The sequence below is a fragment of the Pseudomonas sp. ANT_H12B genome, assembly GCF_008369325.1.
GTDB lineage: Bacteria > Pseudomonadota > Gammaproteobacteria > Pseudomonadales > Pseudomonadaceae > Aquipseudomonas.
Genome location: NZ_VOBI01000011.1, coordinates 64,174 through 90,142, shown reverse-complemented (window position 1 = coordinate 90,142; position 25,969 = coordinate 64,174). Strand labels below are relative to the sequence as shown.

At 59.8% G+C, this 25,969-nt stretch carries 26 protein-coding genes and 1 pseudogene; 14 read left to right on the top strand and 13 right to left on the bottom strand.

Annotated features, from left to right (window positions below; genetic code table 11):
* Positions 1 to 8 precede the first annotated feature (8 nt).
* The 8 genes from FQ185_RS18155 to FQ185_RS18120 all read left to right on the top strand — a co-directional run bounded on the left by FQ185_RS18155 (position 9) and on the right by FQ185_RS18120 (position 5,633).
* Entirely contained in the window at positions 9 to 875 is an 867-nt protein-coding gene (locus tag FQ185_RS18155; protein WP_178113560.1) for an alpha-D-ribose 1-methylphosphonate 5-phosphate C-P-lyase PhnJ, read from the top strand.
* Positions 872 to 1,678 carry a phosphonate C-P lyase system protein PhnK gene (gene phnK, locus FQ185_RS18150; protein ID WP_149418609.1) on the top strand — a complete coding sequence of 269 codons (807 nt, stop codon included), beginning with the start codon at positions 872 to 874 and terminating at the stop codon, positions 1,676 to 1,678. The genes FQ185_RS18155 and phnK overlap by 4 nt, the downstream gene beginning before the upstream one ends.
* Before the next feature lie 29 nt (positions 1,679 to 1,707).
* On the top strand, positions 1,708 to 2,427 hold the full coding sequence (gene phnL / locus FQ185_RS18145; protein WP_149418608.1) for a phosphonate C-P lyase system protein PhnL: 720 nt from the start codon (positions 1,708 to 1,710) through the stop codon (positions 2,425 to 2,427).
* Positions 2,417 to 3,562: an alpha-D-ribose 1-methylphosphonate 5-triphosphate diphosphatase gene (locus tag FQ185_RS18140; RefSeq protein ID WP_149418607.1), complete on the top strand. Its 1,146-nt coding sequence runs from the start codon at positions 2,417 to 2,419 to the stop codon at positions 3,560 to 3,562. Before phnL ends, FQ185_RS18140 begins: the two co-directional genes overlap by 11 nt.
* Positions 3,562 to 4,131: a phosphonate metabolism protein/1,5-bisphosphokinase (PRPP-forming) PhnN gene (phnN, locus tag FQ185_RS18135; RefSeq protein WP_149418606.1), complete on the top strand. Its 570-nt coding sequence runs from the start codon at positions 3,562 to 3,564 to the stop codon at positions 4,129 to 4,131. The genes FQ185_RS18140 and phnN overlap by 1 nt, the downstream gene beginning before the upstream one ends.
* Positions 4,122 to 4,871: a phosphonate metabolism protein PhnP gene (phnP, locus tag FQ185_RS18130; RefSeq protein WP_149418605.1), complete on the top strand. Its 750-nt coding sequence runs from the start codon at positions 4,122 to 4,124 to the stop codon at positions 4,869 to 4,871. The genes phnN and phnP overlap by 10 nt, the downstream gene beginning before the upstream one ends.
* A 145-nt stretch (positions 4,872 to 5,016) precedes the next feature.
* Positions 5,017 to 5,229: a type II toxin-antitoxin system HicA family toxin gene (locus FQ185_RS18125; RefSeq protein WP_149418604.1), complete on the top strand. Its 213-nt coding sequence runs from the start codon at positions 5,017 to 5,019 to the stop codon at positions 5,227 to 5,229.
* Positions 5,229 to 5,633: a type II toxin-antitoxin system HicB family antitoxin gene (locus tag FQ185_RS18120; protein ID WP_149418603.1), complete on the top strand. Its 405-nt coding sequence runs from the start codon at positions 5,229 to 5,231 to the stop codon at positions 5,631 to 5,633. Before FQ185_RS18125 ends, FQ185_RS18120 begins: the two co-directional genes overlap by 1 nt.
* A 98-nt stretch (positions 5,634 to 5,731) precedes the next feature.
* Here the strand turns inward: FQ185_RS18120 and FQ185_RS18115 are convergent, their stop codons facing one another.
* The gene (locus FQ185_RS18115; protein WP_149418602.1) at positions 5,732 to 6,937 is read right to left on the bottom strand and encodes an MFS transporter; all 1,206 of its coding nucleotides are present in this window, start codon (positions 6,935 to 6,937) and stop codon (positions 5,732 to 5,734) included.
* 226 nt (positions 6,938 to 7,163) lie between these two features.
* Here FQ185_RS18115 and FQ185_RS18110 point away from each other — a divergent pair, with 226 nt between their 5' ends.
* Together FQ185_RS18110 and FQ185_RS18105 are read left to right on the top strand one after the other, a co-directional pair.
* Positions 7,164 to 7,793, top strand: coding sequence for a hypothetical protein (locus FQ185_RS18110; RefSeq protein WP_178113557.1), 630 nt, complete (start codon positions 7,164 to 7,166; stop codon positions 7,791 to 7,793).
* A gap of 531 nt (positions 7,794 to 8,324) precedes the next feature.
* Positions 8,325 to 8,648: a DUF6124 family protein gene (locus FQ185_RS18105; protein WP_149418601.1), complete on the top strand. Its 324-nt coding sequence runs from the start codon at positions 8,325 to 8,327 to the stop codon at positions 8,646 to 8,648.
* Between the two features lie 183 nt (positions 8,649 to 8,831).
* Here FQ185_RS18105 and FQ185_RS18100 read toward each other — a convergent pair whose 3' ends face one another.
* The 8 genes from FQ185_RS18100 to gcl form a co-directional block, all read right to left on the bottom strand.
* A complete protein-coding gene (locus FQ185_RS18100; RefSeq protein WP_149418600.1) occupies positions 8,832 to 9,830 on the bottom strand; it encodes a sulfate ABC transporter substrate-binding protein in 999 nt (332 codons plus the stop codon).
* Positions 9,831 to 9,934: 104 nt separating this feature from the next.
* Entirely contained in the window at positions 9,935 to 10,759 is an 825-nt protein-coding gene (locus FQ185_RS18095) for an ion transporter (protein WP_149418599.1), read from the bottom strand.
* Between the two features lie 21 nt (positions 10,760 to 10,780).
* On the bottom strand, positions 10,781 to 11,695 hold the full coding sequence (locus FQ185_RS18090; RefSeq protein WP_149418598.1) for an urea transporter: 915 nt from the start codon (positions 11,693 to 11,695) through the stop codon (positions 10,781 to 10,783).
* Positions 11,696 to 11,842: 147 nt separating this feature from the next.
* Complete coding sequence (pyk, locus tag FQ185_RS18085) at positions 11,843 to 13,258, bottom strand: pyruvate kinase (RefSeq protein ID WP_149418597.1); 1,416 nt, start codon at positions 13,256 to 13,258, stop codon at positions 11,843 to 11,845.
* On the bottom strand, positions 13,248 to 14,528 hold the full coding sequence (locus FQ185_RS18080) for a glycerate kinase (RefSeq protein WP_149418596.1): 1,281 nt from the start codon (positions 14,526 to 14,528) through the stop codon (positions 13,248 to 13,250). Before FQ185_RS18080 ends, pyk begins: the two co-directional genes overlap by 11 nt.
* Before the next feature lie 153 nt (positions 14,529 to 14,681).
* Positions 14,682 to 15,572, bottom strand: coding sequence for a 2-hydroxy-3-oxopropionate reductase (locus FQ185_RS18075; RefSeq protein WP_149418595.1), 891 nt, complete (start codon positions 15,570 to 15,572; stop codon positions 14,682 to 14,684).
* A 152-nt stretch (positions 15,573 to 15,724) separates the two neighbouring features.
* Positions 15,725 to 16,507 (bottom strand): hydroxypyruvate isomerase, encoded by a 783-nt coding sequence (gene hyi, locus FQ185_RS18070; RefSeq protein ID WP_149418594.1) that lies wholly within the window; start codon positions 16,505 to 16,507, stop codon positions 15,725 to 15,727.
* 140 nt (positions 16,508 to 16,647) lie between these two features.
* Complete coding sequence (gcl, locus tag FQ185_RS18060; RefSeq protein ID WP_149418593.1) at positions 16,648 to 18,423, bottom strand: glyoxylate carboligase; 1,776 nt, start codon at positions 18,421 to 18,423, stop codon at positions 16,648 to 16,650.
* Positions 18,424 to 18,690: 267 nt separating this feature from the next.
* Here gcl and FQ185_RS18055 point away from each other — a divergent pair.
* Together FQ185_RS18055 and FQ185_RS18050 are read left to right on the top strand one after the other, a co-directional pair.
* Positions 18,691 to 19,130 (top strand): annotated as a pseudogene (locus tag FQ185_RS18055) (heme-binding protein).
* A 207-nt stretch (positions 19,131 to 19,337) separates the two neighbouring features.
* Positions 19,338 to 19,796 (top strand): transposase, encoded by a 459-nt coding sequence (locus tag FQ185_RS18050; RefSeq protein ID WP_149418592.1) that lies wholly within the window; start codon positions 19,338 to 19,340, stop codon positions 19,794 to 19,796.
* A 127-nt stretch (positions 19,797 to 19,923) separates the two neighbouring features.
* On the opposite strand, the gene FQ185_RS18045 is transcribed toward FQ185_RS18050, so the two are convergent.
* Complete coding sequence (locus tag FQ185_RS18045; RefSeq protein WP_149418591.1) at positions 19,924 to 20,532, bottom strand: TetR/AcrR family transcriptional regulator; 609 nt, start codon at positions 20,530 to 20,532, stop codon at positions 19,924 to 19,926.
* A 135-nt stretch (positions 20,533 to 20,667) separates the two neighbouring features.
* Here FQ185_RS18045 and FQ185_RS18040 point away from each other — a divergent pair, with 135 nt between their 5' ends.
* Positions 20,668 to 21,582 (top strand): DUF808 domain-containing protein, encoded by a 915-nt coding sequence (locus FQ185_RS18040; RefSeq protein ID WP_149418590.1) that lies wholly within the window; start codon positions 20,668 to 20,670, stop codon positions 21,580 to 21,582.
* A gap of 61 nt (positions 21,583 to 21,643) precedes the next feature.
* Here the strand turns inward: FQ185_RS18040 and FQ185_RS18035 are convergent, their stop codons facing one another.
* Together FQ185_RS18035 and FQ185_RS18030 are read right to left on the bottom strand one after the other, a co-directional pair.
* Complete coding sequence (locus tag FQ185_RS18035) at positions 21,644 to 22,432, bottom strand: VacJ family lipoprotein (RefSeq protein ID WP_149418589.1); 789 nt, start codon at positions 22,430 to 22,432, stop codon at positions 21,644 to 21,646.
* A complete protein-coding gene (locus FQ185_RS18030; protein WP_149418588.1) occupies positions 22,425 to 23,723 on the bottom strand; it encodes a serine/threonine protein kinase in 1,299 nt (432 codons plus the stop codon). The genes FQ185_RS18035 and FQ185_RS18030 overlap by 8 nt, the downstream gene beginning before the upstream one ends.
* 224 nt (positions 23,724 to 23,947) lie before the next feature.
* On the opposite strand from FQ185_RS18030, the gene FQ185_RS18025 reads away from it, so the two are divergent.
* Entirely contained in the window at positions 23,948 to 24,316 is a 369-nt protein-coding gene (locus FQ185_RS18025; RefSeq protein ID WP_149418587.1) for a hypothetical protein, read from the top strand.
* 52 nt (positions 24,317 to 24,368) lie between these two features.
* On the opposite strand, the gene FQ185_RS18020 is transcribed toward FQ185_RS18025, so the two are convergent.
* Positions 24,369 to 25,964, bottom strand: coding sequence for a beta (1-6) glucans synthase (locus tag FQ185_RS18020; RefSeq protein WP_149418586.1), 1,596 nt, complete (start codon positions 25,962 to 25,964; stop codon positions 24,369 to 24,371).
* Positions 25,965 to 25,969 lie beyond the last annotated feature (5 nt).

The window sequence follows — 25,969 nt, the reverse complement described above, 5'->3', positions numbered from 1 at the left end:
GCACCCCCATGAAGGGCCGAGCGCCGGAGCGCGATGCGGCGTACAACTTCGCCTACCTCGATGAGCAGACCAAACGCATGATCCGCCGCGCCTTGCTCAAGGCTGTGGCGATCCCCGGTTACCAAGTGCCGTTCGGTGGCCGCGAAATGCCGTTGCCTTATGGCTGGGGCACTGGCGGCATGCAATTGACCGCGGCGATTCTCGGCGCCGACGACGTGCTTAAGGTCATCGATCAGGGTGCTGACGACACCACCAACGCGGTGTCGATCCGCCGCTTCTTCGCCCGCACCGCCGGCGTCGCGACCACCGAAAGCACACCGGATGCAACCGTGATCCAGACCCGCCACCGCATCCCGGAAACGCCGCTGCACGCCGAGCAGATCATGGTGTATCAGGTGCCGATCCCGGAGCCGCTGCGCTTTATCGAACCTTCGGAAACCGAGACCCGGACCATGCACGCCCTCAATGATTACGGGGTCATGCACGTCAAACTCTACGAGGACATTGCGACCTTCGGCCACATCGCCACCAGCTACGCCTACCCGGTGATGGTGGACGAGCGTTATGTGATGGACCCGTCGCCGATCCCCAAATTCGACAACCCGAAACTCGACATGAGCCCGGCGCTGATGCTGTTCGGTGCCGGTCGGGAGAAGCGCCTGTACGCGGTGCCGCCCTTTACCAAAGTCACCAGTCTCGACTTCGAGGATCACCCGTTCCAGGCGCAGCAGTGGGACGAGTGCTGCGCCATTTGCGGCAGCCACGATTCGTTCCTCGACGAGCTGATCATCGACGACGCCGGGACCCAGAGTTTCGTCTGTTCCGACACTTATTACTGCGCCCAGCGCGTCAGCCAGCAGGAGCAGGGCCAATGAACCAGGCGCTGAAAAATGATCTGACGGTCACCACCGAACCCTTGCTGCAAGTGCGCAATCTGTCGCTGTTGTATGGCCCGGAAAAGGGTTGCCAGGACGTCAGTTTCGACCTGTATCCCGGTGAGGTACTGGGGATTGTCGGCGAGTCCGGTTCGGGCAAATCGACCTTGCTCTCGTTGCTCAGCGGGCGCTTGCCACCGCAGAACGGCAGCATCGGCTATCGCGGCAAGGAGGGCGAGTGGCTCGACCTCTACAGCGCCAGCGAAGCCCAACGCCGGACCTTGCTGCGCACCGAATGGGGCTTCGTCGAACAAAACCCTCGGGACGGATTGCGCATGGGCGTTTCCGCCGGCGCCAACATTGGCGAACGCCTGATGGCCCAGGGCGTACGCAATTACCAGCAGTTGCGCGGCGCAGGGATCGACTGGTTGAGTCAGGTGGAAATCGACCCGCTGCGCATCGATGACTTGCCGCGGACCTTCTCCGGCGGCATGCAGCAGAGGCTGCAAATTGCCCGCAACCTGGTGTCGAGCCCGCGCCTGGTGTTCATGGATGAACCGACTGGCGGCCTCGACGTGTCGGTGCAGGCGCGCTTGCTCGACCTGCTGCGCGGGTTGGTGCGTGAACTGGATCTGGCGGTGGTGATTGTCACTCACGACCTCGCCGTGGCACGCCTGTTGGCCGATCGGCTGATAGTGATGCGTCGCTCGCGGGTGGTGGAAACCGGCCTGACCGATCAGATCCTCGACGATCCGCAGCACCCTTACTCGCAACTGCTGGTGTCTTCGGTGTTGCAGCCGTGAAGCCCCGCCCCTCTGTGGAAACCCGAGCGATGAATACCTTGATCGAGGTCCGAGACCTCTCGAAAACCTTCACCCTGCATCAGCAGCACGGCGTGGTTCTGAACGTGTTGCGCGGGGTGGATTTCAGCGTGGCGAGCGGTGAGTGTCTGGTGCTGCATGGCCAGTCGGGTGCCGGTAAAAGCACCTTGCTGCGCACCCTTTATGGCAATTACCTGCCGGCGGGCGGCAGCATCCGCGTGCAGCACGACGGTCATTGGCTGGAGTTGGTGGGCGCCGAACCCAGGGACGTTCTTCAGGTGCGCCAGCGAACCCTCGGCTATGTCAGTCAGTTCCTGCGGGTGATCCCGCGCGTGGCTTGCCTGGATGTGGTGATGGAGCCCGCGCTGGCTCGCGGCTGGTCCAGGTCGCTGGCGCAATCGCGTGCCGAGTTGTTGCTGAGTCGACTCAACATTCCCCAGCGCTTGTGGCCACTGGCGCCCGGCACCTTTTCCGGTGGCGAGCAGCAGCGGGTCAACATCGCCCGCGGGTTTATGGTGGCCTGGCCGGTAATGTTGCTCGACGAACCGACCGCCTCCCTGGACGACACCAATCGCCAAGTGGTGCTGGCGCTGATGAACGAAGCGAAAGCAGCGGGCTGCGCACTGATCGGCATCTTCCACGACCGCACCGCTCGCGAAGCGGTCGCCGATCGCCATCTCGATATGACGCCTGCCGCCGTCAACCACGAGGAATACGCCGATGCCCGCTGAACAGATCCTCAGCAATGCCCGACTGGTCACCGCTGACCGTGTGTTCCTTGGCACGCTGGTGTTGCGCGACGGCTTGATTGTCGACATCGCCGAAGGCATGAGTCGACTGCCTCAGGCCCAGGACCTCTACGGTGATTTTCTGCTGCCGGGCCTTGTGGAGTTGCACACCGACAACCTGGAAAAACACATGACCCCGCGCCCCGGCGTGGACTGGCCGTCGACTTCGGCGGTGCTCAGCCACGATGCGCAGATCATCGCGGCCGGCATCACCACGGTGTTCGACGCCGTGTCCATCGGTGATGTGAACCCCAAGGGCAATCGCATGCAGAAATTGCCGGCGATGCTGGAGGCCATTTCCAGCGCTTCCAACGCCGGGCTGACCCGCGCCGAACACCGTCTGCACCTGCGTTGTGAACTGTGCCACCCGGACACCCTGAGTGTGTTTCGTGATCTGGTGGAGCATCCGCTGGTGCAACTGGTGTCGGTGATGGACCACTCTCCGGGCCAGAGGCAGTTTGTGCTGGAGTCCAAGTACCGCGAGTACTACATGGGCAAGTACCACCTGACGACGACCCAGATGGATGAGTTCATCGTCCTGCAAATGGCTAACTCCCGCGAGTACAGCACCCGCTATCGCGCGGCGATTGTGGAGCATTGCCTGGCCCGTGGCCTGTCGGTGGCCAGCCATGACGATGCGACGCTGGCCCACGTCGAAGAGTCGGCGCGCTACGGCATGACCATCGCCGAATTTCCGACCACGCTGGAAGCGGCGCGGGGTTGCCAGCAGTTGGGCATGAGTGTGTTGATGGGCGCTCCGAACATCGTCCGCGGTGGTTCTCACTCGGGCAACGTCGCCGCCGCGGATCTGGCCGCTGAAGGGTTGCTGGACATTCTTTCCAGCGACTATTACCCGGCGAGTCTGTTGCAAGCGGCGTTTGCGCTGGCGGCCCAGGACAATCAGTGCGACCTGGCCAAGGCTGTGTGCATGGTCACGCTGGCACCGGCCAGGGCGGCGGGGTTGAGTGATCGTGGCGAGATTGCTGTCGGTTTGCGGGCGGATCTGGTGCAGGCCAGGACCCAGGATGGGCTGCCGGTCGTCCAACAAGTCTGGCGACAAGCGAAGCGGGTGTTTTGATGGGAGGCAGGTTGATCTACCTCATCGGACCTTCCGGGTCGGGCAAGGACAGCCTGCTGGATGCCGCACGAACGCCGTTGGCCGAACGTGGCTGCCGGATCGTGCGGCGGGTCATCACCCGTTCGACGGAAGCGGTGGGGGAGGCGGCGCGAAGTGTGAGCCTCGATGAGTTTGCAGCGCTTGAGGCTCAGGGCGCGTTTGCTCTGAGCTGGCACGCCAATGGTTTGTCCTATGGGATTCCCCGGGAAATCGACGATTGGCTGGCGGCGGGGCAGGACGTGCTGGTCAATGGGTCGCGCGGTCATCTGCCGGCCACCCGCGTGCGTTATCCGCACGTGGTGGTCTTGCTGCTGACGGTGAATCAAGCCGTGTTGCGCCAGCGATTGCTGGCACGGGGGCGCGAACCAGTCGCCGAGATTGAGGCGCGGCTGGCGCGCAATGCCCGCTTCAGTGAACGCGTGCTCGAAGGCAACGATTCGGCGTTGCGCTTGATCGATAACAGCGGCCCGCTGGAGCGTACCGTCGAGCGCCTGCTGGCTTGCGTCGACGGGCAATCCGTATGCGCCTGACTTTACTGGGCACCGGCGACGCTCGACAAGTGCCGGTCTACGGCTGCGAATGCGCGGCGTGCGATCTGGCCCGCAACGATCAACGACGCAAGCGTCGTCCGTGCAGCGCGTTGATCGAATGTGGCGATCAACGCTGGCTGATCGACAGTGGCCTGCCCGACCTGACCGAACGCTTCGCGCCGCGCAGCTTCAACGGGATTTTCCAGACCCACTACCACGCCGATCATGCGCAAGGTCTGCTGCATTTGCGCTGGGGGCAGGGGCTGGTGATTCCGGTGCATGGGCCGCAAGATCCAGAAGGCTTGGCCGACCTCTACAAGCACCCGGGGATTCTCGATTTCAGCCAACCGTTTGCAGCCTTCGAAACCCGGCAGTTCGGCACGCTCAGCGTGACGGCGTTACCGCTGCAACACTCCAGACCGACGCTTGGTTTTTTGCTGGAAGGCGAAGGACGGCGTATCGCGTATCTGACCGACACCGTGGGCTTGCCACCGGCCACCACGCAATGGCTGCAACGCGCGCCGCTTGATGTTCTCGTACTGGACTGTTCGATGCCACCGCAGCCGCAGACTCCCCGTAATCACAACGATCTGAATCTTGCATTGCGTTGCATTGAGGACTTGCAACCGGAGTTGGCGGTGTTGACGCATATTGGTCATACCCTGGATGCCTGGCTGCTTGAACACCGCAGCGAGTTACCGGCCAATGTCACCGTGGCTTTCGATGGATGCGTGCTATAGCGGTAGACGCAATCTACGGTTTTTCTCAGGCCCCCCCCGTAATCACACTCTGCAAAACAACCGAACGTCGCGATCCGAATTTATGTGCTTGAGTAAAGATAACTCTAGGGTTACTTTTGTTTGGGCCTGAGCAAGGAGGCGAGTGGTGCAGAGCAGGCTATTGATCAAGGAGTTGGAAGCGGCGGGCTGGACACTGGATCGGATTATCGGCAGCCATCACATCTTCATTCACCGTTACAACCCGTACACGATTCCCGTCCCCCATCCGAAAAAGGATTTGCCGATCGGGACGGTCAAAAGCATCAGGAGGCGAGCCGGACTTCATTGCCCGGGAGCCAGTTACGCAGGAGATCCATAATGCAATACCCAATCTGTATCGAGTGGGGCGACGAGAACACCGCCATCGGTATTCAGATCCCCGATATTCCAGGTGCCGTCACGGCCGGGGATACCTTTGAAGATGCTTACAACGCAGCCGTCGAAATTGCGCACATCATGTTGCAGGAGATTGTCGCTGACGGAGAGTCGATTCCCATGCCGACTTCCGCGGCCGAACACCGCGGCAATCCTGAGTTTGCCGACATGGGCTGGGGAATGCTGGAGCTGGACATCGCGCCGTATATGGGCAAGACCGAGAAGGTCAACGTGACGCTGCCTGGCTATGTGATTCAGCGTATTGACCGGTATGTGCGCGAGCACAATGTCAAAAGCCGCTCTTCCTTTCTGGCGGATGCGGCGCTGGAGAAACTGGTCCGGCACTGAGTGGTGCCCGTCACATAGCCTTCGCGGGCAAGCCGGCTCCCACAGGTTATTCGCTAACCCTGTGGGAGTGGGGCCTGCCCGCGATGCTTTTTGACGATTTACGCGGTAGCGAGCGAACGCTCCTGCGAAACACTCAAAAACCGCACCAACGCCAACAGCGGAAACGCGCTACCCACAATCACGATCCACAACCAGCCGCCATGTTCATACACCGCACTGGCGACAGAAGAACCGAACGCACCACCGATAAAAATGCTGGTCATGTACAGCGCATTCAGGCGGCTGCGGCTTTTGGCGTCGAGGGCGTAGACCGCACGTTGGCCGAGGACCATGTTCATCTGCACGCAGAAGTCGAGCACCACGCCGGTCACGGCCAGGCCGATGACGCTGTAGACCGGATGAATGAAGGCCGGCAAGAAGCTCAGGCTGGCGAACAGCAGGGCCAGCAAGGTGGCGATGCGGGTATGGCCGGCATCGGCCAGGCGACCGGCGATAGGCGCGGCAATGGCGCCGATGGCCCCGACCAGGGCGAAGATCGCGATCTGGGTTTGCGACAAGCCATGATTGCGCGCCAGCTCCAGCGGCACTGCCGACCAGAACAGGCTGAAGGTTGCAAACATGCAACCCTGGTAAAACGCGCGCTGACGCAATGCCGGTTGTTGGCGCAACAGCGTCCACAGCGAACCCAGCAACTGGCCATAAGACGCGCTGTGATCAGGCTGGCGCTTGGGGATGGTCAGGATAAGCACAACGCTGATGGCGGCCATCAACACCGCCGCGATGACAAACATCGCACGCCAGCCGAAGTGGTCGGCCACCACGCTGGCCACTGGCCGCGCCAGCAGAATCCCCAGCAGCAAACCACCCATGATTCCACCGACTACTCGACCGCGGGACTCTTCCGGCGTCAGGTGCGCGGCCAGCGGAATCAGGATCTGTACCGACACCGAACTGAAACCCACCAGCAGGGAAATCAGTAAAAACACATTCGGCTGGTCGGTGAACGCCGCGCCCAGCAAACTGGCGATGGCCACCACCGTGGTGATGATCATCAACCGGCGGTTTTCCAGCAGATCACCCAGCGGCACCAGGAAAAACAGGCCCAATGCATAACCAATCTGGGTCAGCGAAACGATAAAACTGGCCATGGTGCTGGTCAGCCCGATGTCCGGTGCGATCAGGCCGATGATGGGCTGGGCATAGTAGAGGTTGGCAACAATCGCGCCGCAGCAGAAGGCAAACAGCAGCACCATGCCTCGGGTCATTGTCGCGGCGCTGTGGGGCAGCTGGGGCGTCGGGTTCATAACGGGTCTCGCTGAACAAATGGGAATGCGCGCAGGCTAATGGGCTGACCAATACGGCGGAAGAGGGATTGGAGCGATAGCAGTCTTTCCGTTGCGGAATGAGTGACGGACGTCCATCGATGAACCTTGCGTCAAAACTTTGAGGTCCGATGATACATTCACTTACATCTTGTTCGATAGCGTGCTTATGTTCTCTCTTCACGATTCATAACCGGAAGGCACTTCCATGAACGCGATGTTACGTCACCTGATTCGCGGCGCTTCGGCCGTTACCTTGGTCACCTTGTTCACGGCAGGTTTGGCCCAGGCTGCTGACGCGCCGGGCATGCGCATCGGCGTGCGCGGCGAGATCACCGGGGTCAGCCCCGATGCGTTGAAAGTACACGCCAACAGTGGTGAAAACCTGGTGATCAACCTGGCCAAGGACACCCAGGTCCGCGCCGTCACCCTGGCCAATATCGAAGACATCAAACCCGGCAGCTACATCGGCTCGGCTGCCGTGCCGCAGGATGACGGCACCCTCAAGGCACTGGAAGTCCACGTCTTCCCACCCGAACTGGCGGGCAGCGGCGACGGCCATCGGCCGTTCGATCTGGCCAAGGGCAGCAGCATGACCAATGGCAGCGTCGGCGATCTGGTGGTCAGCAATGGTCGGGTCTTGACCGTTAACTACAAGGGCGGTCAGCAGAAAATTCTGGTGCCCGAAGACGTGCCAATCGTGAATCTGGTGCCCGGGGATCGCAGCTTGCTGAAGGTGGGTGTGAAGATTGTGACGTTCGTGACCCAAAGTGCTGACGGGAGGTTGACCGCGCAATCGATTTCCGCAGGCAAGGACGGCGTGGCGCCACCGATGTAATGGCGGGTAATAACCCCTGTGGGAGCGAGCTTGCCCGGCACATTCAGCATTGATGTGTCTGCCACACCGCCATCGCGAGCGAGCTCGCTCCCACAGGGATCTTCAGCGAACACAAATCCTGCGTATCTCCGTGATCACACGTGGGAGCGGGCTTGCCCGCGAAGGCGACCGGACAAACAACGCATCATTTGCGGCGTAGGCATCAGGCTACATAGCCTTGCGTCATTGCCTACGGCTGCGCCAGAATCCGCCGGCTTGTGCGTCTTGACCTTGGCTTTTATTGTTTGCGAATCGCTGAAAAACTCAGCGATCGGGTTTCGCAGCCTGGGTTAATCAAGGCGCTCAGCGCCACCGTTTCCTTTTCAGTCGGCGCTTCTTTTCGTCTGCTGCATTGCGTTATGGCGGCTGTGCGCGGGATACCTTCGGGTATGCCGGGTTCCTTGATTCCCGGTCTGCGAACCTGCGTACAGCTGCCACCTTCTATCGTTTCGCAGCGAACCGTGGCGGCTCCATTAATCAAGGAGCTTCACCATGTTTAAACCAACGCCCAATCCCCCCGGATCAGAAACAGAAACGACCATTCCCGCCGCCGATGGCACCCTTGAGGACTACCTCAACTTCTCCAGTACCCAGCACAAACCCAACACTATGTTTACGATCGTTCCTGAGGTCGACACCGAAACCTTGCTGGCCCATGCGTGCGAATCCTTGGCCTCGGCGAATGTCATGGCCAGTGATTTGGCCGGGTTTCTGCCTGGGCCGTACCGCAATGCCCTGCTGGGAATTGCGCAGATCATCATGCTGGGTGAGCTGGCGGTGAATCGGGCGCTGGATAACATCGATCCGCAGGAGTAAGCCGCCCACCACTGATCGTTCCCATGCTCTGCGTGGGAATGCAGCCCGGGACGCTCCGCGTCCCATCCAGAGCCGAACGCAGAGCGTCCGTTGAGGCATTCCTTTGCTGCGCGTGGGAACGATCAGTTGGCGGCCACAAAAAAAGGCGCCCCTCGCAGGTCGCCTTTTTGTGAGGCTCAGGAATTACTGGCCGTTGTAGATCTGATCAAAAACCCCACCATCGTTGAAGTGAGTCTTTTGCACGGTCCGCCAGTCACCAAACGTTTTCTCGACCGACAGGAAATCCACTGTCGGGAAACGATCGGTGTACTTGGCCAGCACCGCCGGGTCACGCGGACGCAGATAGTTCGCTGCCGCAATCTCCTGGCCTTCCGGCGACCACAGGTACTTCAAATATTCCTCGGCTGCCGCGCGGGTGCCTTTCTTGTCGACGGTTTTGTCGACCACCGACACTGGCGGCTCAGCCTCGGCAGAAACACTTGGATAGATCACTTCAAACTGATCGCGACCAAACTCACGCGCAATCATTTCCGCTTCGTTTTCGAAGGTCACCAGCACGTCGCCGATCTGGTTGGTCATGAACGTGGTGGTGGCGGCACGGCCACCGGTGTCGAGTACCGGCGCCTGTTTGAACAGCTTGCCGACGAAGTCTTTGGCTTTGCTTTCGTCACCACCGTTTTTCAGCACATAACCCCAGGCCGAGAGGTAGGTGTAGCGGCCGTTACCCGACGTTTTCGGGTTTGGCACGATCACCTGCACGCCGTCCTTGAGCAGGTCGGGCCAGTCTTTCAGGGCTTTCGGGTTGCCTTTGCGAACGATGAACACGGTGGCCGAGGTGAACGGCGCGCTGTTGTTCGGCAGGCGTGTGACCCAGTTATCCGGGATCAGTTTGCCGTTGTCCGCCAGGGCGTTGATGTCGGTAGCCATGTTCATGGTGATGACGTCAGCCGGCAGGCCATCGATCACCGAGCGCGCCTGTTTGCTGGAGCCGCCGAAGGACATCTGCAGGGTGATGTTTTCGTTATGCTCGGCTTGCCAGTGTTTCTGGAAGGCAGTGTTGTAGTCCTTGTAGAAATCGCGCATCACGTCGTAGGAAACGTTAAGCAGGGTCGGGGCGGCCTGAGCCATGCTGGACAGAGCCAGGCCAGCGGCCAGAAGTGAGGCGCCAAAGAGTTTTTTCACTGCGCATTCCTTGTTCTGAATAGGTGTTTTATTAAAAGTGAGGCAATTTGCCGGCGACTATAGCCGGGCTCGCATAGTCCTTTAAAGATTAAAAAGCACTTTGCTTATTCCAGTTTCTTGAATAACTGATTACCGCACCGAGAGCAAAACGCGGCACCCGCTTCGTGGCTGTTTTTCTTGCACACCGGGCAATCGGTTTGCAGTTGCTCGCCACGCATGGCGTTGGCCAGTTCGGCGGTGAAAATCCCCGTCGGCACGGCGATGATCGAGTAACCGGTGATCATCACCAGCGACGAAATCACCTGGCCCAATGGCGTCTTCGGCACGATGTCGCCGAAGCCCACGGTAGTCAGCGTGACGATAGCCCAATAGATGCCTTTGGGGATGCTGGTGAAGCCGTGCTCCGGGCCTTCGATCACGTACATCAGCGTGCCGAACACCGTCACCAGGGTGCAGACGCTGAGCAGAAACACCACGATCTTCTGCTTGCTGCCGCGCAGGGCCGACATCAGATAGTTGGCTTGTTTCAGATACGGGCTGAGCTTGAGTACGCGGAAAATCCGCAGCATGCGGATGATCCGGATAATCAGCAGGTACTGCGCATCGGCGTAATACAGCGCAAGAATGCCGGGCACGATCGCCAGTAAATCCACCAGTCCATAGAAGCTGAACGCGTAGCGCAACGGCTTGGGCGAGCAGTAGAGGCGCAGGCCGTATTCGATAGCGAAGATGACGGTGAAGCCCCATTCGATGTACGCCAGCACATTGGCGTAGTTCTGGTGAATGGAATCGATGCTGTCGAGCATCACGATCACAATGCTGGCGAGGATGATCAACAGCAGGATGCCGTCGAAGCGCCGACCGGCCTTGGTGTCGCTCTGGAATACCATGACGTAAAGGTCTTCACGCCAGTTTTTGTTGCTGTCCATGGAAAACGCCTGAATCAATGATCAGCGCAGCCTAGGTTGATTCTCCTCCAGAGTGCAAGGTGTACGGGCGACAGTGGTCTTGCCGAGCATTTGAACAACCGTGCGGATCAGCCAGCAGGAGAGGATGAACGGCGCGGTCAGCGTTGGCAGACCAATGGCGGCAAACACCGGCGTCAGCAACAGCGCTGATGTAATACCGATTAGCGGCAGCCAAGGCTTCTGGCGCTGCGAGCTCAAGGCGAGGGAGGCGAGTACGGCGTTATAGCCACCGAGGCCGAGCAATGCGGTGTAGAAGTCGTGATGCAGCATGCTCCAGCCCATGCCAGCGACAGACGCCAACAACGCCCAGCAGAATGCGCGGCGATCAGCGATCAGCAAACCCACGGCAATCATCGCACCGGCCAGCGGATGACCGAGGAACATCACCTGGCCAAGGCCTTTGAGTGGTGCGGCGAGCATGTTCAGCGTATTAGTTTCGATCAAATGCGCATTTGTCGAGGGCGTGGCGAAGCACAGCAGCAACCAGCCCAGCCCCACGAAGGGTGTCGTATAGACAGGCAGGTATTGGCTGACCCGGACGCGCTTGAGCCATTGTTGAGTGACCATCGCGCTCAGGCCACCAGCGGCAATGATCAACGGCGGCAACAGCGCTGACCATGGGAAATAGAGGCTCAGCAGCAAGCCGAGCAAGACACCGTTGTAACTGAACAGCCCGGCCTGACGATCGGCCTTGGCATAACCGCGACGTTGCGCGGTGAGTAACCCGGCGACGCCACCCAGCAGTGCACCGCCGAGTAACACCGGAGCGGTAAAAAGAATCGCCAACAGACACAGCAGACCGCACAGCGGATGGCGCTGGAGGAAGATCTGGCTGAAACCGTTGAGCAGGGCAGTGGCCCAGTCGGGGCAATGGGTGTTGAAGTGGTTGGCAGGCATGGCAATTCTGAAAGACAGTGAAACCGAGTCGCCCGCATCGCCAGCAGGCTGGCTCCCACACTGAATCTCAGTTCAGTATTAATTCCGTGATAGACACAAAACCAATGTGGGAGCCAGCCTGCTGGCGATGAGGCCGGTATGGGCGCTCTAGATCAACGTCTCGATACGCAAGGAGTTAGTCGACCCCGGCTGCCCAAACGGCACACCCGCCGTGATCACCAAAGTATCCCCGCGCTTGGCCATTCCTTGTGCCTGCGCAATCTCCAGTGCCGTCGAGCACACCTCATCCACCTGACGCAGCCGATCATTGACCACCGAGTGCACGCCCCACGCCACCGTCAAACGGCGAGCGGTTTGCAGGTTCGGCGTCAGGTTCAGAATCGGCACCGTCGGCCGCTCCCGCGCCGCACGCAGACTCGAAGTACCCGACTCGCTGTAATTCACCAGCACCGCCACCGGCAGCACGTTGCTGATGCGGCGGATCGCGCAGCTGATCGCATCGGAAACGGTCGCCTCAGCCTTCGGCCGGCTCACGTCCAATTGCGCCTGATAGTCCGGGCCGTTTTCCACCTGGCGGATGATCTTGCTCATCATCTGCACGGCTTCCAGCGGATATTCACCGGATGCGGTTTCCGCCGACAGCATCACCGCGTCGGCACCTTCAGCCACGGCATTGGCAACATCAGTGACCTCGGCACGGGTCGGGGCAGGGGAGAAGCGCATCGATTCCAGCATCTGCGTGGCCACCACCACCGGTTTGCCGAGTTCGCGGCAAGTGCTGATGATGTTCTTCTGAATTTGCGGCACGCTTTCAGCCGGCACTTCAACGCCCAGGTCACCGCGCGCAACCATGATCGCGTCGCTCAATTCGGCGATTTCCCGTAGCTGAGTCACCGCCGAAGGCTTCTCGATCTTGGCCATCAAAAACGCTTTATCACCGATCAATTCGCGGGCTTCGCGAATGTCTTCCGGACGCTGCACAAACGACAGGGCAACCCAGTCCACACCGAGCTCCAGACCGAAGCTCAAATCGCGACGGTCCTTGGCGGTCAGCGGGCTCAGTTCCAGCACCGCTTGCGGTACGTTCACGCCTTTGCGATCCGAGAGTTCGCCGCCATTGAGCACGGTGGTGTCGATGGCGTCGGAGTACTTTGTCACCACACGAAGACGCAGCTTGCCGTCATCCAGCAGCAAGTCCATGCCCGGCTCCAGCGCGGTGATGATTTCCGGGTGGGGCAGGTTGACGCGGCGCTGATCCCCCGGCGTCGGGTCCAGGTCCAGGCGAAGGGCCTGACCGCGATGCAACTGCACCTTGCCCTCGGCGAACTTGCCGACGCGCAGTTTCGGGCCTTGCAGGTCCATCAGAATGCCCAGCGGATAATTCAGCTGGCGCTCGACTTCACGAATCCACTGATAGCGCTGAGCGTGGTCGGCGTGATCGCCGTGGCTGAAGTTCAGGCGAAAGATGTTGACCCCGGCCTGCACCAGCTCACGGATGTCGTCGATCCCGTTAGTGGCAGGACCGAGGGTGGCGAGGATTTTGACCTTCTTGTCAGGCGTCATGTTTAGGGCTCTCGAGAATCAGGATGGCGCGGAAGTCGTTGACGTTGGTGCGGGTCGGTTCAGTGACGATCAGCGCGTCCAGCGCCTCGAAATAGCCGTAGCCATTGTTGTTGTCCAACTCGTCGCTGGCGCTCAGGCCGAGGGCGGCGGCGCGGGCGTAGCTGTCCGTTGTCATGATTGCGCCGGCGTTGTCTTCGGAGCCGTCGATGCCATCGGTGTCGCCGGCCAGCGCGTAGACGCCGGGCAGGCCTTTGAGGCTGTCGGTCAGGCTCAGCAGGAATTCGGCGTTGCGCCCGCCACGGCCATTGCCGCGCACGGTGACCGTGGTTTCACCGCCCGAGAGGATTACGCAGGGCGCCGCCAATGGTTGACCGTGCAGCACCACTTGCCGGGCGATACCAGCATGAACCTTGGCCACGTCGCGGGATTCGCCTTCCAGGTCGCCGAGGATCAGCGGACTGAAACCGGCCTGACGGCACTTCACCGCCGCAGCTTCAAGCGACTGCTGCGGACGGGCGATCAGTTGGAAGTGACTGCGCGCCAGGCTCGGGTCGCCGGGTTTGACCGTCTCTGATTCTGGACTTTGCAGCCAGTTGCGTACCGAGGCTGGGACTTCAATGGCGTAACGCTTGAGGATCGCCAGGGCTTCGGCGCAGGTGCTCGGGTCGGCCACGGTGGGGCCGGAGGCGATGACTGTGGCGAGGTCGCCCGGTACATCGGAAATCGCGTAGGTATAAACCGTGGCAGGCCAGCAGGCTTTGCCGAGGCGGCCGCCCTTGATCGCCGAGAGGTGTTTGCGCACGCAATTCATCTCGCCGATGGTGGCGCCGGATTTGAGCAGGGCTTTGTTGATCGACTGCTTGTCGGCCAAGGTGATGCCGGCCGCGGGCAGGGCCAGCAATGCGGAGCCTCCGCCGGACAGCAGGAAGATGACTCGGTCGTCTTCAGTCAGGTCGCTGACGAGTTCGAACACACGCTTGGCGACTGCCTGACCCGCGGCGTCCGGCACCGGGTGCGCGGCTTCGACTACTTCGATCTTTTCGCACGGGGCGCCGTGACCGTAACGGGTCACCACTAAACCAGACACTTCACCCTGCCAGCAACGCTCCACCACTTGGGCCATGGCCGCGGCGGCTTTGCCGGCGCCGATGACGATCACCCGAGCGCTGCGATCTTTGGGCAAATAGGCTTCGAGGACTTGCTGCGGATGGGCCGCGTCGATGGCTGTGGCGAACAGCTCGCGCAGGAATTGTTGCGGATCGACCGACATGGCGGGCTCCCGGATTTCTTGTTATTGGAGGGTGGAGCAACCCGGATCCTTGTGGGAGCCAGCCTGCTGGCGATTCAGGCGCTGAGGTCTATCAGACACACCGCGTCGATTTCATCGCCAGCAGGCTGGCTCCCACAGGTCAGGCAGGGCTTGTTACTTATCGCGAATCGAGAAATTCGCCATGTGTTCCAGGCCCTTGATCAGCGCCGAATGGTCCCAATTGCTGCCACCGATTGCTGCGCAGGTGCTGAACACTTGCTGGGTGTTGGCGGTGTTCGGCAGGTTGATGCCCAGCTCTTTGGCGCCTTGCAGGGCCAGGTTCAGGTCCTTCTGGTGCAGGCTGATGCGGAAGCCTGGGTCGAAGGTGCCTTTGATCATGCGTTCGCCGTGCACTTCGAGGATCTTCGAGGATGCGAAGCCGCCCATCAGTGCTTCGCGGACCTTGGCGGGATCGGCGCCGTTTTTGGACGCGAACAGCAGGGCTTCGGCCACGGCCTGGATGTTCAGCGCCACGATGATCTGGTTCGCCACTTTGGCGGTTTGACCGTCGCCGTTGCCACCGACCAGGGTGATGTTTTTGCCCATCGCCTGGAACAGCGGCAGTGCGCGTTCGAAGGCATCGGCATCACCGCCGATCATGATGCTCAGGCTTGCAGCCTTGGCACCGACTTCACCGCCGGACACTGGCGCGTCGAGGTACTGAGCGCCTTTTTCGTTGATCTTGGCAGCGAACGCCTTGGTGGCGGTCGGCGAGATCGAACTCATGTCGATCACGACTTTGCCTTTGCCAACGCCGGCCGCAACGCCGTCGGCGCGGAACAGCACGTCGTCGACCTGCGGGGTATCCGGCACCATGATGATGATGAATTCAGCTTCCTGGGCGACTTCTTTCGGGTTGGCCAGAGCGATAGCGCCACCGGCAACCAGGTCAGCAGGCGCGGCGTCGTGGTGCGCCGAAAGGAACAGGCTGTGACCGGCTTTCTGCAGGTTCAACGCCATTGGGTGGCCCATGATGCCGGTGCCGATAAATCCGATTTTAGCCATGAGAAATTCCTCTTGTTTTTGTGTTGCTCAAGCAAATGGGTGCATAGCTTTTTGTAGGAGTGAGCCTGCTCGCGATAGCGGTAGGCCAAACAACGTCAATGTTGAATGTGCTGGCCTCATCGCGAGCAGGCTCGCTCCCACAGGGATCTGTGTCAGATTGCGTTATGCGTTTTCAACCAGCCCAGACCTGCTTCAGTGGTGGTCAGCGGCTTGTATTCGCAGCCAACCCAACCCTGATAACCGATGCGGTCCAGGTGTTCGAACAGGAAGCGGTAGTTGATTTCACCGGTGCCCGGTTCGTTGCGCCCTGGGTTGTCGGCCAACTGGATGTGGTTGATCTCGCCCAGGTGCGCAGCCATGGTGCGGGCCAGGTCGCCCTCCATGATTTGCATGTGATAGATGTCGTATTGCAGGAACAGGTTGGCGCTGGCGACCTGTTCGCGAATCGACAGGGCCTGCGTCGTGTTGTTCAGGTAGAAACCCGGGATGTCGCGGGTGTTGATCGCTTCCATCACCAGTTTGATGCCCGCCGCTTGCAGCTTGTCGGCCGCGTACTTGAGGTTGGCGACGAAGGTTTTTTCCACGGTGGCATCGTCGATGCCTTGTGGACGAATACCGGCCAGGCAGTTGACCTGGGTGTTGCCCAGCACTTTGGCGTAAGCGATGGCCAGGTCGACACCGGCGCGGAACTCTTCAACCCGATCCGGCAGGCACGCGATACCGCGCTCGCCCTTGGCCCAGTCACCGGCCGGCAGGTTGAACAGCACTTGGGTCAAGCCATTGGCATCGAGCTTGGCTTTGATCTCGGCAGAGCTGAAGTCGTAAGGGAACAGGTATTCGACACCGCTGAAGCCGGCCTTGGCGGCCGCTTCAAAACGAGCAAGAAAATCCTGTTCGGTGAACAGCATGGATAGGTTGGCTGCGAAACGCGGCATGGTGGTCTCCCGTAAAAATAGGTGCAGATCCCCTGTGGGAGCCAGCCTGCTGGCGATAGCGGTGGGGCAGTCAACATCAATGTTGAATGTGCCGGCCTCATCGCGAGCAGGCTCGCTCCCACAATGGGAACGATCAGCTGTCAATCAAGCATCGAAATCGCCGTTGGCGCATCGTTGCCGACCAACGCCAGGTCTTCGAATTCGTTGACGGCGTTGATCTCGGTACCCATGGAAATGTTGGTCACACGCTCCAGAATAATCTCGACGATCACCGGCACCTTGAACTCTTCGATCAGCTCCTGAGCCTTGCGCAGGGCAGGCTGGATCTGACCCGGTTCGAACACACGCAGGGCCTTGCAACCGAGGCCTTCGGCGACGGCGACGTGATCGACACCGTAACCGTTGAGTTCCGGCGCGTTCAGGTTGTCGAAGGACAGCTGCACGCAGTAGTCCATGTCGAAACCGCGCTGAGCCTGACGAATCAGCCCCAGGTAAGAGTTGTTTACCACAACGTGGATGTACGGCAGTTTGAACTGCGCGCCCACCGCCAGTTCTTCAATCATGAACTGGAAATCATAGTCGCCCGATAGTGCCACGACCTTGCGGGTCGGATCAGCCTTGACTACGCCCAGCGCTGCCGGAATGGTCCAGCCCAACGGGCCGGCCTGACCGCAGTTGATCCAATGACGCGGTTTGTAGACGTGCAGGAACTGCGCGCCGGCAATCTGCGACAGACCGATGGTGCTGACATAGCAAGTGTCTTTGCCGAACACCTGGTTCATCTCTTCGTAAACGCGTTGCGGCTTGACTGGCACGTTGTCGAAGTGAGTCTTGCGTTGCAGGCTGGATTTGCGCTGCTGGCAATCCTGCAACCAGGCACTGCGGTTTTTCAGCTTGCCAGCGGCTTGCCATTCGCGAGCGACTTCGATGAACACGGTTAGCGCGGCAGCGGCGTCGGAAACGATGCCCAGGTCCGGGGTGAATACGCGGCCGATCTGGGTCGGTTCGATGTCGACGTGAATGAACTTGCGGCCTTCGGTGTAAACGTCGATCGAACCGGTGTGACGGTTCGCCCAGCGGTTACCGACACCCAGCACCAGGTCGGATTTGAGCATCGTCGCGTTGCCGTAGCGGTGCGAGGTTTGCAGACCGACCATGCCGACCATCAACGGGTGATCGTCCGGGATCGTGCCCCAGCCCATCAGGGTCGGGATCACCGGAATACCGGTCAGCTCGGCGAATTCCACCAGCAACTCGCTGGCGTCGGCATTAATGATGCCACCACCGGCCACCAGCAATGGGCGCTCGGCCTGATCGAGCATGGCCAGGGCCTTCTCGATTTGCACGCGGTTAGCGGTTGGCTTGGCCAGCGGCAGTGGCTCGTAGGCGTCGATGTCGAATTCGATTTCAGCCATCTGCACGTCGAACGGCAGGTCGATCAGCACCGGGCCTGGACGGCCGGAGCGCATTTCGTAGAAGGCTTTCTGGAACGCGTAAGGCACCTGGCCCGGTTCCATGACGGTGGTTGCCCACTTGGTCACGGGTTTGACGATCGCGGTGATGTCGACAGCCTGGAAGTCTTCCTTGTGCATCCGGGCGCGGGGGGCCTGGCCGGTAATGCAAAGAATCGGGATCGAGTCGGCCGAGGCGCTGTAGAGCCCGGTGACCATGTCAGTACCGGCGGGGCCCGAAGTCCCGATGCACACGCCAATGTTGCCGGCCTTGGTGCGGGTGTAGCCCTCAGCCATGTGCGAGGCGCCTTCAACGTGGCGAGCGAGGACGTGATCGATGCCACCGACCTTCTGCAAGGCGGAGTACAGCGGGTTGATCGCGGCGCCCGGGATGCCAAAAGCGGTATCAACCCCTTCACGGCGCATCACCAGAACGGCGGCTTCGATTGCTCTCATTTTGCTCATGGTTTTGGTGCCTATTACGTTTTGTAATTGTATACAAGTGGCTTTGCGCAGAGTGTATTCACGGCGGACGGCGCAGGTCAATCCATTTTCTCAAGCGACCGTTTCATTCGTCGGAAGCCCTTTCTACTGTGGCTTTTCGTCGCATGTGGCGCTTTGCGAGAATAATTGTATACAAAAAAATAACTCATTGTGTTCTATTTGTTGCATCGGACTTCTCAACCAAAAGCAGTCCAACAGCTTTCCCTATAACAAAATGAGGACGGCACCATGAGCGCTTTAACCTTGAAAGTTGCAGTAAACCTGGTCAATCAGGCCATCTCCGCAGGGCGTGCAATCTCGGCGGCTCCATTGACCGTTGCAGTACTGGATGCCAGCGGGCATTTGGTGACATTGCAGCGCGAAGACGGCGCCAGCCTGCTGCGCCCGCAAATCGCCATCGGCAAAGCCTGGGGCGCTATCGCCCTTGGCAAAGGCTCACGCCTGCTGGCGCTGGACGCACAACAACGCCCGGCGTTTATCGCTGCGTTGAATAGTCTGGGGCAGGGCAGCGTCGTCCCGGCACCGGGTGGGTGTTGATTCGGGATCAGGACGGGAACGTGCTGGGGGCGGTGGGTATCAGCGGTGATCTTTCTGATGTTGATGAGCAGTGTGCGATCAATGCGATTGAGGCGGCGGGGTTGCGGGCGGATGCGGGGGTGACTGCTTGATTTGGGGTGGCTGATTAATCGCTATCGCGAGCAGGCTCACTCCTACAAGTATCGGGGTTGGACACAAAATGTCTGAACACCACATTCCCTGTAGGAGTGAGCCTGCTCGCGATAGCTATCTACCAGACACATCCAGCCAAAAGTTTGTCCCGTCTTCCTGAATCCACAGGACTAGCCTTCTCCTGACCTGATCATGGGAGGCAAGGAATGCCGGATTTACCCGCTGCACACCGATTGCGAGTCGGGCGCTATGCCGAAGCCAGCCGAATTTATTTGTTAACCAGCAATACACTTCACAGGACCCCGGTTTTCAAGGATTTTGCCTTGGGCAGACTGGTCGTCGATCAATTTCGAAATGCTCAGAATCTAGGCTTGGCGAACTCACTGGCGTGGGTAGTCATGCCCGATCATTTTCATTGGTTGATTGAATTACAGCAGGGCTCTTTGAGCGAGTTGATGCAAAAGACCAAGTCGATGAGTACCAAAGCGGTGAAGCAGCGTACCGGTCGAAATATTAGCCTCTGGCAGAGAGGATTCCATGATCGGGCACTTCGGCGGGAAGAGGATTTGGTGAAGTTGGCGCGGTATGTCGTGGCCAACCCATTGCGCGCCGGATTGGTTGAGAAACTGGGCGACTATCCACTGTGGGATGCTATTTGGGTTTGAGCTGAAACCGGGTCGTCCCCTATCGCCAGCAGGCTGGCTCCCACAGTGGATCTTCAGTGATCACTAAATGTGCATTCAACACAGAAACCCGGTGGGAGCGGGCTTGCTCGAATGGCCGCACCACGGTTTAACGGTCAGGCTCACACCCCTTCAACACCAACCGAATAATCGTCTGCGCCGCCGCTTCATAATCCGCCTCATCCAGCTTGGCCTTTCCGGTGACCGCGGAAATCTGCCAATCAAAATCGGCATAAGTCTGGGTCGCGGCCCAGATGCTGAACATCAGGTGGTTGGGGTCGATCGGGGCGATCTGGCGGCGGTCGATCCAGGTCTGGATACAGTCGATGTTGTGCTTGGCTTGGCCGTTGAGTCGTTCAACCAGGTCGGCGCTCAGGTGTGGGGCGCCGTGCATGATCTCGCTGGCAAACACCTTGGAGGCGAAGGGCAGGTCGCGGGAGATGCGGATTTTTGAGCGGATGTAGCCACTTAGTACTTCGCCGGGCACACCGTCGGCATTGAACGGCGTCGAGGCCTGAAGAATCGGCTCGATGATGCTTTCGAGGACCTCGCGGTAGAGGTTTTCCTTGGATTTGAAGTAGTAGTAGACGTTGGGCTTGGGCAATCCCGCCTTGGCTGCGATGTCACTGGTTTTGGTCGCAGCGAAGCCCTTGTCGGCAAATTCTTCACTGGCGGCACGCAGGATCAATTGTTTGTTGCGCTCGCGGATAGTGCTCATAAACCAAGGGGTTCCTTGCCTGTGCTGGCGGTTGCGCATGGTAGCACCGGCCTCGCGCGGCGCTCAAGAATGCCCCGCAGCACGTTAGGCCGCGCTATGCTGCTCAGCATTCATTATTCGAAGGAAACCTGATTCATGGCAGGAAGCAGTTTGCTGTTGCTGATCGACGACATTGCCGCGGTACTCGATGACGTGGCATTGATGACCAAAATGGCCGCGAAGAAGACCGCCGGCGTGCTCGGTGACGATCTGGCGCTCAACGCCCAGCAGGTTTCCGGTGTGCGTGCCGAGCGGGAAATCCCGGTAGTTTGGGCGGTGGCCAAGGGCTCGTTTCTTAACAAACTGATCCTGGTGCCCTCGGCCTTGGCCATCAGTGCGTTCATCCCGTGGCTGGTCACGCCGCTATTGATGGTGGGTGGCGCCTATCTGTGTTTCGAAGGTTTCGAGAAACTGGCCCACAAATTCCTGCACAGCAAGGCTGAAGATCAAGCCGAACATGCTGAGCTGGTCGAGGCCGTAGCCGATCCGGCGGTCGATCTGGTGACGTTCGAGAAAGACAAGATCAAGGGGGCGATCCGCACCGACTTCATTCTGTCGGCGGAAATCATCGCCATCACGCTGGGTACGGTGGCTGATGCTTCGCTGACCCAGCAAGTCATCGTGCTCTCGGGCATCGCCATCGTCATGACCATTGGCGTCTATGGCCTGGTGGCGGGAATCGTCAAACTCGACGACCTCGGTTTGTGGCTGACCCAGAAGCCTGGCCAGATAGCCAAACGTATCGGCGCCGGGATTCTGCGTGCGGCGCCGTACATGATGAAAAGCCTGTCGGTGATTGGCACGGCGGCGATGTTCCTGGTCGGTGGCGGAATTCTCACCCACGGCGTGCCGGTGGTTCATCACTGGATTGAGAGTGTCAGCGCGGGTGCCGGTGGCGCCGGGTTCATCGTGCCGACGTTGCTGAATGCGGTGGCGGGGATTGTCGCGGGTGCAGTGGTGTTGGCGGGTGTGATGGCGGCGAGCAAAATCTGGAAAGCAGCGAAAGGCTGAGACGCGGTCACTTGATCGTTCCCACGCAGAGCGTGGGAACGATCTTAAGGAAACAATAGACTTACTCGGCGATCTGCAACTTGCGCGACTCGGTGTACACGTAGCGCACTTTCTCGTACTCGAACGGCGAGTTCAGCTGACCGTAGCGGAAGCCGGTCTGGTAGCGCTTGTCGACACCGCGCAAGATCCAGACTTCAGGATGGTTGGAGCTGACTTCGGAGACGTTCAGGAAGTTGATCGCCGATTCCGTGGTGAAGTCCACCGCCAGTCCGCCGGTGTCGCGGATGTTCGAGGGGCCGAGGATCGGCAACACGAAGTAGGGGCCGCCCGGTACACCGTAGAAGCCCAGCGTCTGGCCGAAATCTTCGGCTTGGCGCGGCAGGCCCATGGCGGTGGCCGGGTCCCACAGGCCGGCGATGCCGACGGTGGTGTTGAGCAGCAGGCGCGCGGTGGTTTCCATCGAGCGCTGACCCTTGAACTGCAGCAGGCTGTTCAACAGGTTCGGTACGTCACCGAGGTTGTTGAAGAAGTTACTGACACCGGTGCGCAGGAAGCTCGGCGTGATATAGCGATAGCCGTCGACCACTGGCAGGAACACCCATTGGTCAAAGCGATAGTTGAAGTGGTAGACGCGACGGTTCCACTCTTCCAGCGGGTCGTAGATGTTCAACGCATTGAGCGTCGAGCGTTCGAACTCACGCTGGTCCAGCCCGGGATTGAACTTGAGCTTGCTCAGCGGCTCCTTGAAGCCATCGCTGTCAATCACAACCGGAGCGTTGGCTTTGCTGTTGTCTGCATTGGCGGCGCCTGCACAGAGTAACGCGGCAATAAGCAGGAGGTATTTAGCCACGGAAGAACTCCAGCATGGCGTCGCTGTTGACGCGATAGTTAAGGTTGCCGCAATGGCCGCCCAGTGGATAAACAGTCAAACGGTCGCCAAAGGTCTTGCGCAGGAAGCCGAGGTCGCCAGGGCCGAGGATCACGTCGTCAGCGTTGTGCATGACGGCGATTTTCGGGCTGTCGTGCAGATAGTCCTTCAGCGCATACAAACTGACCTGATCGATCAATTGCAGCAGGCTGCCGCCGTCGGTGCGGGCGCGCCACATCGGGATGACCTGTTCGGTGATGTAACAGTCGAAGTCACACTGCAGCGCACGTTTGAGGAACGGCGTGAGCGTTGTGCCTTCGGTGATCGGGTATTTCGGTGGGGTGATGAGGCCGCGGCGGTTGATCAGGTCCGAGGTGAAGGCAATGTCGGCTGCCGAGAAACGGAACGAGGTGCCGATCAGCATGGCCATCTGTTCATTGCTCAGGTGTTGCTTGGACTGCTGAAAGTCGTAAAGAAGGGCGTCGTTAAGGTCGATGTAGCCCTTCTGCTGGAAGTAGCGGGTCAGTTTGTCCAGCACCAGTTCATAGAAGGTTGTGCTGTTGTTGATGCCCTTGACCTCGGTCTGGACCAGCTTGTCGAGGTTGGTGATCGAAGTGTAGAGGTTGACCGGGGGGTTGAGCAGCAAGACTTTCTTGAAGTTGAAGCTGCGGCGGGTTTCATCCAGGTGCGCGACGAACGCCGCATCCAGTGCGCCCAGGCTGTAGCCGGTCAGGTAGTAATCGGTAACGTCCACATTCGGGTTTTGTGCCCGCACGGCCTGCATCACCCGGTACATGTCTTCGGCGTCTTCCTTGGTGATACCGGGCGTGGCAAAGCGTGAGGCGGCGCTCATGAAGTCGAAACTGGTGGGCGACGACAGTTGCACCACGTGGTAGCCGGCCTTGTAGTAGAGCTTCTTCAGGTATTCGTTAAGGGTGCTGTCATAGCGTGCGCCGGTGCCGGCGATCAAGAAGATCAGCGGCGCGGCTTTATCCTGGGTGGCGATGCGGTAGGTGAGTTTTTTCACCGGCCAGAAGTTGTCCGGCAGGTCGAATTCACGCTCCGGGCGTAACCTGACGCTGCGGGTTGCCTGATTGATGTCATCGTCCAGCGGCAACTCCGGACGCAGGGCCGGTGGTGTCGTCGCAATGGTCGCCTCGAACGGATTGGTCAAGGGGTAGCCATAGCTGGCAGCGTCGATGTCGACGGCCAGTGCGGACGCACTCAAAATAAGGCCGCCAAACAGGGCGGCGAAGCGCAAGGAACGGTGCATGACTAGATCCCTTAGAGAAAGGTGCCGAATGAAGTTCGCAGGCTATGACCACGGGGATTGCGCCAAAGTGCCATGGATCGGCACCAATCAGGCCTAATTTTGGGGTAATAGTAGACGGACGATACACTTTGCAGCTATTTCATGGCCAATTATCTGTTTCGCGCGTTTGCTTACCGCTAGCGGCAGATTAAGCTGGCCGCCGTTTTCGTTTATTGGAGTGCTTCATGTCCCGCCGTCTGCCCGTGATTCTGCTGCTCGTTTTACTGCCTTTATGGCTGGCCGCCAGTTATGGCGCGCGTTATGGCTTCATGGAGGATGCGCAGTGGGTTGGCGTCTGCGTGGACGAGGCGAGCCGCTGGGAATGCCAGGTCCGTTCGAACCTGGGCTTGATGATTCACTTCAAAGTGTTGGGCTGGGCGGCGATGGCTGCTGCCGTGACCGGTTTTGTGCTGCCGGGGCGGGCAGGGTGGTGGTTGGCGGTGCTGGCGCTGGTGTTCGGGTTTCCGGCGCTGGCGTTGTATAACACCACGTTGGCGGTGTTTGCGGTGGTGATTGCTGGATTGCGTTTGGTCCGGGCTTCCCGCAGCGTCTGATGGTCAGTCTTCGCGAGCAGGCTCGCGAAGAGGCCGGAATCGACCCTGAAGATCAGGCCTTGCGAACCCGCAAACTGCGCCACAACGCTGCAACCATCAACACACTCACCAGCGCCCAGCCCCAGGCCTGCTGGTTCTGCAAACCTTCTTGATACAGTTGCGGCGCAATGCCGGCACCGATGATGAAGGCCAGCAGGGCAATCTCCCGACGTGGCACGTTTACCGGGCGGCACAGATAAACCAGTGCCGGCAGGATGAACGCGACACTCGGGAAGCTGCGATAACGTGGATCGAACACCAACTCCAGCATTGTCACCGCGGCGGCGAACCCTGCTGCCACCAGCAACCAGCCAGCCCGGGGTTCCAGCACATTGAACATCCGTGCGCGCCAACCCTTGCGAGCGCTCAGCGTCAGCGCAGCATGAGCCAGCACCAACACATTCAAAGCCGTCAGCAAGGCGACCCACAGCCATTCACTGGCAAAGCGGGTAGTGACACGCGCCAGATCGCCCCAGACGCCGATCGAGCAAGCCGCCAGCGCACCCAGCAGCGGTAGAACCAACGCCGCGCGAGTGCTGCGTACACGACCGCCGAGGATCAGCGTGCCGAGGAAGATCAAGCCGCCGACTACCAGCCACTGCGACCAGTACGGCACGTTCGATACCGGGCCGGCCAGCACGCCCTTGTCCTGACGATCGGCATCGAACAGCCCCCAGTAACCGCCGACTGCACCTTCGCTGGCACGTTTCCACGGCTGGTCGAAGGCTTCGATCAGGTTGTAATGCCAGCCTTGCTGCTCGGCCATGATGACAAAAGAGCGAATGAACTTGGCTTCATTGACCCGGCTCGGCAGGGCGGTTTCGCGCTGGCGGCCTTCGCTCGGCCAGCCGGTTTCGCCAATCACTACGTCTTTGGGTGCGAACTTGTTGCCGAACACCTGGCGCACTTCTGCCACGTGCTGCAGGGCGGCGTCGATGTTCGATGGATCGTCTTCCCAGTACGGCAGCAAATGAATGGTCAGGAAATCCACCGCTGGAGCGACTTCCGGGTGCTTGAGCCAGAACTCCCAGACGTCGGCATAAGTGACAGGCTGTTTGACTTGGCTCTTGACCTTATTAATAAGCTTGGCCAATTGCGCACCGGTGATTTCCTTGCGCAACAGGGCTTCGTTGCCGACGATCACCGAGGTCACCACGTCTGCGTTGGCGTTGGCCGAGGCGATCAGCAGGTTGACCTCTTTCTCGGTGTCTACCGAGTTGCTGTTGACCCAGGCGCCGATCATCAATTTCAGACCGTGCTTGCGTGCCAGGTCGGGCAGGGCTTCAAGACCGGTCATGGAATAGGTGCGAATACATTCGAAGCTTTTGGACAGCAGAGCGAGGTCGGCGTCCATGCGCTCCGGGCGCAATTTGAACGGCACATCGAACGGTGACTGGTCCTTGTCGAACGGGGTGTAGGAAGCGCATTGAAGCTTGTGCGTCGCGCTGGCCACGTCCGGCAGAATCACCGGTTTGCCGAGGCCGTACCAAAAGCCAACGAGGGCGAAAAGCCCCAGCAGGCAGGCGAATAGATAAGCAAAAAAAGGAAAGCGTGATGTCGCGGGCATGGTCAGGCCGTCTGGGAGCAAAGCCGCGCATGTTACCTTCATTTGTC